Below are 6704 nucleotides of genomic sequence, written 5' to 3'. Positions count from 1 at the left end.
CACTTTACAAACTTTTTCCACTTTGCACACTATCTCAGGGAGGAATTCAAGATGAACACACAAGCAGGATGCGAACAGGGCAATGGGCTGACATTATTAAAGATTGTAAGAAAAGATGAGAAATGCTTGATTTATAAATATATTTTCAAAAGAAAAGAGGGAATCTATGGAAAACAAGGATAAGTATTCTGCGCAAATTAAATGGCAGAAAAAAGTAGGTCTTAAATCGTATGCATTTAAAACATACGACACAATAATAGCAGCTTTTCGAGAAGCCTGCGAAATTAATGGCGTATCGCAAGCAAGCGTTCTTTCTGCTTATATGGTGGAATATGCAAAACAAGCAGGTATAGAACCAAAGAAAAAGGAGTGATTTTTTAAGCCAACATTGCATTGTTATAGGAAAGACTATGTTTGGACATCTAGTCAGTTTTAACGGACTCCTTCCTGCGTAAAATACATTTTAGAGTAAGCAAAGCATAAATACCCATTGCTGAAATAGAAAGGATGGTATTTACCATGGAAGAAATGTATTTTACAACTACGGGATGCAATCATTATTTTGGTACGGAGTTTTTGAAGGAGGGCATGAAGCTAAAGCTGGAGAAGGAACCGGAGAATAAATTCGATTCCGAGGCTATTTTGGTGAAGATAAAAGGCCTTGGAAAGATTGGCTATGTGGCGAACAGTCCTTATACGGTGAAGGGAGAGTCCATGAGTGCCGGAAGATTGTATGACAAGATTGGAGATAAGGCGAAAGCCAGAGTTGTCTTTCTGCTTCGGGATGGAGCCCTTTGCAAAGTTACAGATTGTGGACTGGAGGAAAAGTTAGCATTATAGGAGGTTTCCTATGTCAAAATTTGCTTCTAAATTTCAGAAGGTACTGATGTCATTTTCCTATCGGGGAAAGGAAATTTTCAAGCCCTTAAACACCGGGCGTATTGATGAAAGAGTAAGTGCGGTCCGAGAATGGGTGGCAAATGTCTTTTTCTATACGAAAAATGGCAAGACCATCATGATTGATGCGGGCTATAACTATGAGCGGCTGGCGGAGAAGATGAGTTGGCTGGACATAGAGGCTGCTTCCATTCAGCATATTCTGCTGACCCATTTGGATACGGATCATGTGGGAGCGGTGGAAAGGGATAGTGCAGGGCTTTTTCGGAATGCCAAGCTCTACCTTGGAGAGACGGAAAATAAATATTTGACCGGAGAGGCTCGTCGAAGAGTCTTATTTGGGCATTATAAGCTTCCTATGGTGAAGACGGACAATGAGAAAAGACTCCTGAAAGACGGGGAAGTTTTCTATATTGATGATATCAAAGTGGAGGCTATTCTGGTGCCGGGACATACCTTCGGCCATCTGGTGTATCTCATTGATGATGCCTATCTTTTCACGGGAGATACCATTTGGTTTGGGCCGGATGGAGGCTATAGCTTTTTAAATTCATTGGCCGAGGACAATGAACTGGCGAAAAAGTCCCTTGTAAAGCTGGAAAAGCTCTTGAAGGAGAGAGGGCTTTCTCCGAAAATCATTAGCGGACATACCGGCTGGACAGATGATTTGGACTTTGCTTTTCGGCATAAGGATCAGATTTGTAACTCCTTAAAGAAGCAAAAGCCTCATGACCCTATGGCACCCTATGATGCCTATGATGAACGGGAGGATATCGAGGAAAAAGCAAGGGGAGATTTGCTTCCAAAGGCCAGAGAAATAATGGAATAGAAATATAAGCATAAGGAGCGACAGCATGGTAGTTGTTTTTGAATTTCTTAGCCGGGAGCCTATTGAAAATGTCATTACCGCAATGAATTTTCAGGTGGATAAGCTGGTGTTTTTCGGAAATCATGAGGACATTATTTCTCAGAAGGAAAAGACGGAGAATTTTCTGAGAAAATACTGTGCTGTGGAAAGTATTGTCTTCCTGCCCTTATCTAGAAGCAATTTGCAGTCGGTTTTGGAAACTATGCGAAAGGAAATCGAGCTGGAGCTTAGCAAAAAAGCCAAGCTCTTTTTCGACATTACCGGGGGAGAAAGCCTGATGCTTGTGGCCTTTGGGATGCTGTCCCGGGAATATGAAACACCTATGCACATGTACGACATTTTCAAAGGAAAGCTTTATGAATTGAATGCGGAATCATTGCATTGCAACGAGGCGAAGGAAGAGCATTTCAACAGAGATAAACAGAATGATGAGGGAAATGCTTATGAGCCCAATCTTGAGTTCCTAAATGATAAACAACATAAAGGCATCAGTGGCATAGCGACCAAACGACCTGTTCCTATGACTCTGGACAAGCTGATTGAGATGCATGGCGGTGTCATTAACTATAAATTACAAAAGGATATTAAAGATGTTCCGGACGAGGAGAGTAGGGAAGACATTTTAAAAATCCGAAAGGTAATGAAGCTTCATTCGGAGCATTGGAATCCCTTTTCCGAGTTTTTAAGAGAAAACATGAGTCCTGATGAAGAAGGGCGAGTGTATCGAAAGGAAAGTACGGTACTGAAGGCATTGGCGGATTCTTCCAATAAGCTAAAGTCTGCCCATAAGTTTTATCAAATCATGGAGGATTTGGCTCGGGCAGGAGCGATTCTTGATTTAAAACATTCCGAGGGAAAATACCAATTTCGCTTTAAGAACAAGGCGATTAAGGGATATCTTTGGGATGGAGGCAGCATTTTAGAGCTCTATACCTATTTGCAGGAAAAGGGGCATAGCGATGAGTGTCGGGTAGGAGTGCATTTGGATTGGGATGGGGTGCTGGAAGGCCCTGCCGGAATTGATGTGTTAAATGAAATCGATGTCCTGTCTCTTCAGGGCTATATCCCCAGCTTTATTTCCTGTAAGAGCGGAAAGCTTTCTCCCCAGCAGTGCCTGCATGCCCTTTATGAACTGGACACGGTGGCACATCGTTTTGGCGGAAAATATGCCAAGAAGCGACTGGTGGTAACGTCAGAAATAAACGAAGTTTATCAGGAGCGTGCCTTGGAAATGGGAATAGAGCTGAAATTGGAATAAGGTATTTGCTTATGGAATGGGATGATTTTTATGAAAGGGCTGAAAACTGGAGTAAATCCACTTTGAGCCAAAGAATTTCCTCTTTGAAGACGATTGGAGAGGCTTGGGAGATTTCTGATATTGCCGAACTTATAAAGGATCAGGAATTAAATGCAAAGCTGATTAAAAAAGCGATGTCTTTAGGAGCGAAATTTCCCTTTGAGGATATTGTGAGCTTTGAAGGCCTGGTATCCAAGGAAACAATTTGTCAAATGATAGACTATGCCCTAAATCATGGAGAAAGCATAAGTACAGATGAAATCTTGGGGTTTGAAGGAATCGTGGATCAGGACACCTTGGATATGCTCCTTCATTCCATGGTGAATCGAAAGATTTCTCTTAACGCGGATGATTTACTTGACTTGGATGGCGTGGTATCCAAGTCGGTGATAGATCGGGCTGCTTTGGCTTCGACACTGCAATTTTCCGGAGATGACATGGCGTATTTAGAGGATGTGCTGAGCCCGCGAGTGCACCGAGCTCTTTGTGAGAAAAACGGTCTCTATGAAATGGATGGAGAATATAGAAAGCTTGCGAAGTCTCCTGCAAAGAAAAACAATAAAGCTTCGGAAGCTAAGAGCAAAGGCCTTTATGAAGCTGCCCAAACAGACAGCAGTATAGATAGCAGTACAGATAGCAATACAGAGGGAGAAGTCCCGGGAATTTCTTTGTGGACATTACTTGTTGCTCTGATTAGCTTTCCTTTTACCCTGCTTTTTAAGATTATTCGGATTTTTGCTTTTCTCAGTTTGTTTAGCGGAAAGAAGACGGAAGAATTTCGTGTCGGCGATCCGGTTCTGGTACGATATAGCCAGACGGAAGGTCGCATTATCGATATAAACGGAAGCCTTATTATGGTATCCATGTATGACGGAGGCAAGGTGGATTCCTATCAGGCTTATGAACTTGAGAGAATATAATAAAGAAAAAATAGCTTCGTTTTGGGGGAAAAATATCCCAAAGCGGAGCTATTTTCTATATTTTTTAGAGAAAAGAATTTGAAAAAAGCTTTAAAAAAATTAAAAAACAAGCTTCGAATCAAAATTTTGCAAAACAAATTTTAAGTCAAAAGTTATTTATACTTATAAAATCCTTCCCCTGCATTTACACCGATTTTACCCTCTGCCACATACTTTTCTAAAATAGCCTTAATCTTTCCGGGAATGCTGTCCGGATCCTGAGACTGGGGATTGTTGGATACGATATTTAAGGCAGTATTTAAGCCAACGATATCCAAAATCTGGAAAGGCCCGAGGGGAGAACCCGTACCCAGCCTCCAGGTCAGGTCAATGGTGGCAGGGTCTGCCACTTCCTTGGCCAATAGCATTTCTCCGGCACTTAAGAAGGGAATCAGCATGGAATTAAGGATGTAACCGGGCTGTTCCTTATGTAAACGGAGGGGAATCATTTTAATTTCAGAGGCAAAGTTCGCCACTGCTTCATAGGCTTCTTTGGAAGTGCCATCATGACCCATGATTTCAGCGGTATTGCTCTTCCAGATGTTATTGGCAAAATGGATAGCCAGATAGTTTTCGGGTCTGGAGAGACAGTCTCTAAACTGGCTGGGCACCATGCTGGAAGAGTTTGTGGCAACAATGGTATTTTCCGAAAGGAAGGGATCGATAGCCTTATAGAATTCCCTCTTTGCCTCAGGATTCTCCGCCATACTTTCAATAATTAAATCTGCATCCTTGCAGGCTTCGGAAAGGTCGGTAGTAAGCAGAATATCCTTATGGGCTCTTTCTACATTTTCCAAAAGCTTGTCGATATCCGCCTCTGTAACAGAGGAAGAGTCAGGAATCAATCCTCTGGAGAAGCTCAGTCCCTTTCCCAGGTTCTTTTTTGCTTCTGTCAGCTCATTCTTATAAATCGTATAAAGTCTTTCCAGCTTCGGCCTGGTTCTCTGGATAGAGTCCTCACTTCTTAGCCAAATCTTTACGGAAAATCCGGAAAATGCAGTCTGAAAAGCAATTTGAGAACCCAAAACTCCACCGCCTGCTACTGTAATATTTTTAAAACTCATAACGACCTCCATTTCTATCTTAAAAGATATTTTGAAATTAAATTGTGTAAAATATATTATAGCAGGAAGATAATGAAAGGAAAGAGACTTTATAATTATTTCATTTTCTACGAGTCAATATATATTTGTTTTAACAAAGACGCTAAGGTGTTACGTAACTCTAACAATAATGTGGAGCCTAAAAAAATCAAACGAATTCTTGGAACTTTGCGGCAAGAGCTTTTTGTTTCCTTGATTCCGGGATAGAAACTTAGATTCTTTATAAATCCTATGCCGAAGCCGATAAAGTAGGTAAGCAAAATTGGTAAATAAAACAAGTAGGTATATCTAAGAAGAGATGCAACGGAGAGGCATAAAAGATTACCTGCTAAAGTATGGAGTGGTTTTTATGAAAATGAATTTAAAATGGAGTTTTTTCTTTCTATGGTCTTGCCTGTTTACCCTAAGGTTTTTTATGAAAAGCTTGCTTATTAATAATGGAGAGGCATTTATCCTAAGATTTCTGGGCCTTTTAGCTCTGGCATTATTGTACGGACTTTTTGTCCGTTTTACAGTGCCTTTCAAAAAAGAACAAATCAAAATTTTCAGAGGAATTTTTGTCCTGCTTTCAGTTTCTACGTACTTGGAATATTATATTTTTTATTTACCCAACGGCTTTATGACAGAAGGAATTCTTAACATTGTCATCGATGCACTGCCTATGGTATTACTCTGCGGCATGGCATGGGAAATTGAATACATGCTTTCTATAGTCCTGCAAAATATTTATAGAAAACAGAAGAGTATCTATACGCTATGGAATAAACAGCTTATTCACTTAACAGAAGATAGTGAGAGGAAAAAGGAGACAGTCTTTCCTGCTTTTTCTATTCTTAGTATTGTATTTTCTCTTGTACTCTTATACTTCTTAATGGAGAATAATTTTGCTTTATGGCTTGCATCCTTTTCCGCTGTCCTATCTGTTTATTTTCCCCAATGTATGAGAGATAAAAAAATCAATTGGAAACAGGGACTGGCTTTTGCCTGTCTTGCTCCTAGCTGTTTAAGTGTATTTTTTTATCTCTACCAAATGCAGGAAGATCAAATTTCTCTATCCTTTTTTCTGAAGTTTCTGATTGAACAAGTTATAGGAATCATTGAAGCTATAGTAGTTCTTGTTCTATTACAAAAAAACGAAACACTCTCTACAAAAGAGGAAGATAGTTTTATCAATGAACAGATTGCTACCAAAAGCCTTTAGGATAAAGTATTCAAAATAAAGAGCTCGGTATAAAGTAAATAGTATCTAGTGAAGAAGAGGTCTAATCACTAGCTTCAAGCATAAAAGAGTTGGTAACAGTTAGATATAGGAGATAGAATTTACGCAGATAGGTCTGAAAGAGGGGGAATCTGAGCTCGTCGGTACTTATCGAAAGCAAAATAGTCAAGATAAGTGAAGGACTATAATAATCCATAAGTTTAAGCGACTGATGCAGCATATCCCTGCAAAAGGAGCAATCTGAGCCCGTCGGTACTTATCGAAAGCGAAAGAGTCAAGATAAGTGAAGGACTATAATAATCCATAAGTTTCAGCGACTGATGCAGCATATCCCTGTAAAAGGGGCAATCTGAGCCCGTCG

The 6704-nt window shown here is 40.2% G+C and carries 8 protein-coding genes; 7 read left to right on the top strand and 1 reads right to left on the bottom strand.

Features of this window, described 5'->3' with window-relative positions; genetic code table 11:
- The 6 genes from RYL27_RS01730 to RYL27_RS01705 form a co-directional block, all read left to right on the top strand.
- Positions 1 to 183: hypothetical protein (locus RYL27_RS01730; protein WP_314964810.1), on the top strand; the 183-nt coding region annotated here is incomplete at its 5' end.
- Positions 167 to 373, top strand: coding sequence for a hypothetical protein (locus RYL27_RS01725; protein ID WP_314964808.1), 207 nt, complete (start codon positions 167 to 169; stop codon positions 371 to 373). The genes RYL27_RS01730 and RYL27_RS01725, both read left to right, overlap by 17 nt.
- A gap of 146 nt (positions 374 to 519) precedes the next feature.
- Complete coding sequence (locus tag RYL27_RS01720; protein WP_314964807.1) at positions 520 to 840, top strand: HIRAN domain-containing protein; 321 nt, start codon at positions 520 to 522, stop codon at positions 838 to 840.
- 10 nt (positions 841 to 850) lie between these two features.
- On the top strand, positions 851 to 1726 hold the full coding sequence (locus tag RYL27_RS01715) for an MBL fold metallo-hydrolase (RefSeq protein ID WP_314964805.1): 876 nt from the start codon (positions 851 to 853) through the stop codon (positions 1724 to 1726).
- Positions 1727 to 1751: 25 nt separating this feature from the next.
- On the top strand, positions 1752 to 3023 hold the full coding sequence (locus RYL27_RS01710) for a hypothetical protein (protein WP_314964804.1): 1272 nt from the start codon (positions 1752 to 1754) through the stop codon (positions 3021 to 3023).
- An 11-nt stretch (positions 3024 to 3034) separates the two neighbouring features.
- Complete coding sequence (locus tag RYL27_RS01705; protein ID WP_314964802.1) at positions 3035 to 3982, top strand: hypothetical protein; 948 nt, start codon at positions 3035 to 3037, stop codon at positions 3980 to 3982.
- Positions 3983 to 4134: 152 nt separating this feature from the next.
- On the opposite strand, the gene RYL27_RS01700 is transcribed toward RYL27_RS01705, so the two are convergent.
- Positions 4135 to 5085 (bottom strand): 3-hydroxyacyl-CoA dehydrogenase, encoded by a 951-nt coding sequence (locus tag RYL27_RS01700; protein WP_314964800.1) that lies wholly within the window; start codon positions 5083 to 5085, stop codon positions 4135 to 4137.
- A 388-nt stretch (positions 5086 to 5473) separates the two neighbouring features.
- Between RYL27_RS01700 and RYL27_RS01695 the strand changes: the two genes are divergently transcribed.
- Complete coding sequence (locus RYL27_RS01695) at positions 5474 to 6325, top strand: hypothetical protein (RefSeq protein WP_314964798.1); 852 nt, start codon at positions 5474 to 5476, stop codon at positions 6323 to 6325.
- The last annotated feature ends 379 nt before the right edge of the window (positions 6326 to 6704 follow it).

Origin of the sequence: Oribacterium sinus, assembly GCF_963537195.1 — a bacterium.
Classification (GTDB): domain Bacteria; phylum Bacillota; class Clostridia; order Lachnospirales; family Lachnospiraceae; genus Oribacterium; species Oribacterium sinus_A.
This window is presented reverse-complemented; position numbering and strand designations above follow the sequence as displayed.

Bases quoted from the DNA above. Each gene is read 5' to 3' on its own strand.
- RYL27_RS01725 (WP_314964808.1), top strand. From the start codon at position 167: ATGGAAAACAAGGATAAGTATTCTGCGCAAATTAAATGGCAGAAAAAA.
- RYL27_RS01720 (WP_314964807.1), top strand. From the start codon at position 520: ATGGAAGAAATGTATTTTACAACTACGGGATGCAATCATTATTTTGGT.
- RYL27_RS01715 (WP_314964805.1), top strand. From the start codon at position 851: ATGTCAAAATTTGCTTCTAAATTTCAGAAGGTACTGATGTCATTTTCC.
- RYL27_RS01710 (WP_314964804.1), top strand. From the start codon at position 1,752: ATGGTAGTTGTTTTTGAATTTCTTAGCCGGGAGCCTATTGAAAATGTC.
- RYL27_RS01705 (WP_314964802.1), top strand. From the start codon at position 3,035: ATGGAATGGGATGATTTTTATGAAAGGGCTGAAAACTGGAGTAAATCC.
- RYL27_RS01700 (WP_314964800.1), bottom strand. From the start codon at position 5,085: ATGAGTTTTAAAAATATTACAGTAGCAGGCGGTGGAGTTTTGGGTTCT.
- RYL27_RS01695 (WP_314964798.1), top strand. From the start codon at position 5,474: ATGAAAATGAATTTAAAATGGAGTTTTTTCTTTCTATGGTCTTGCCTG.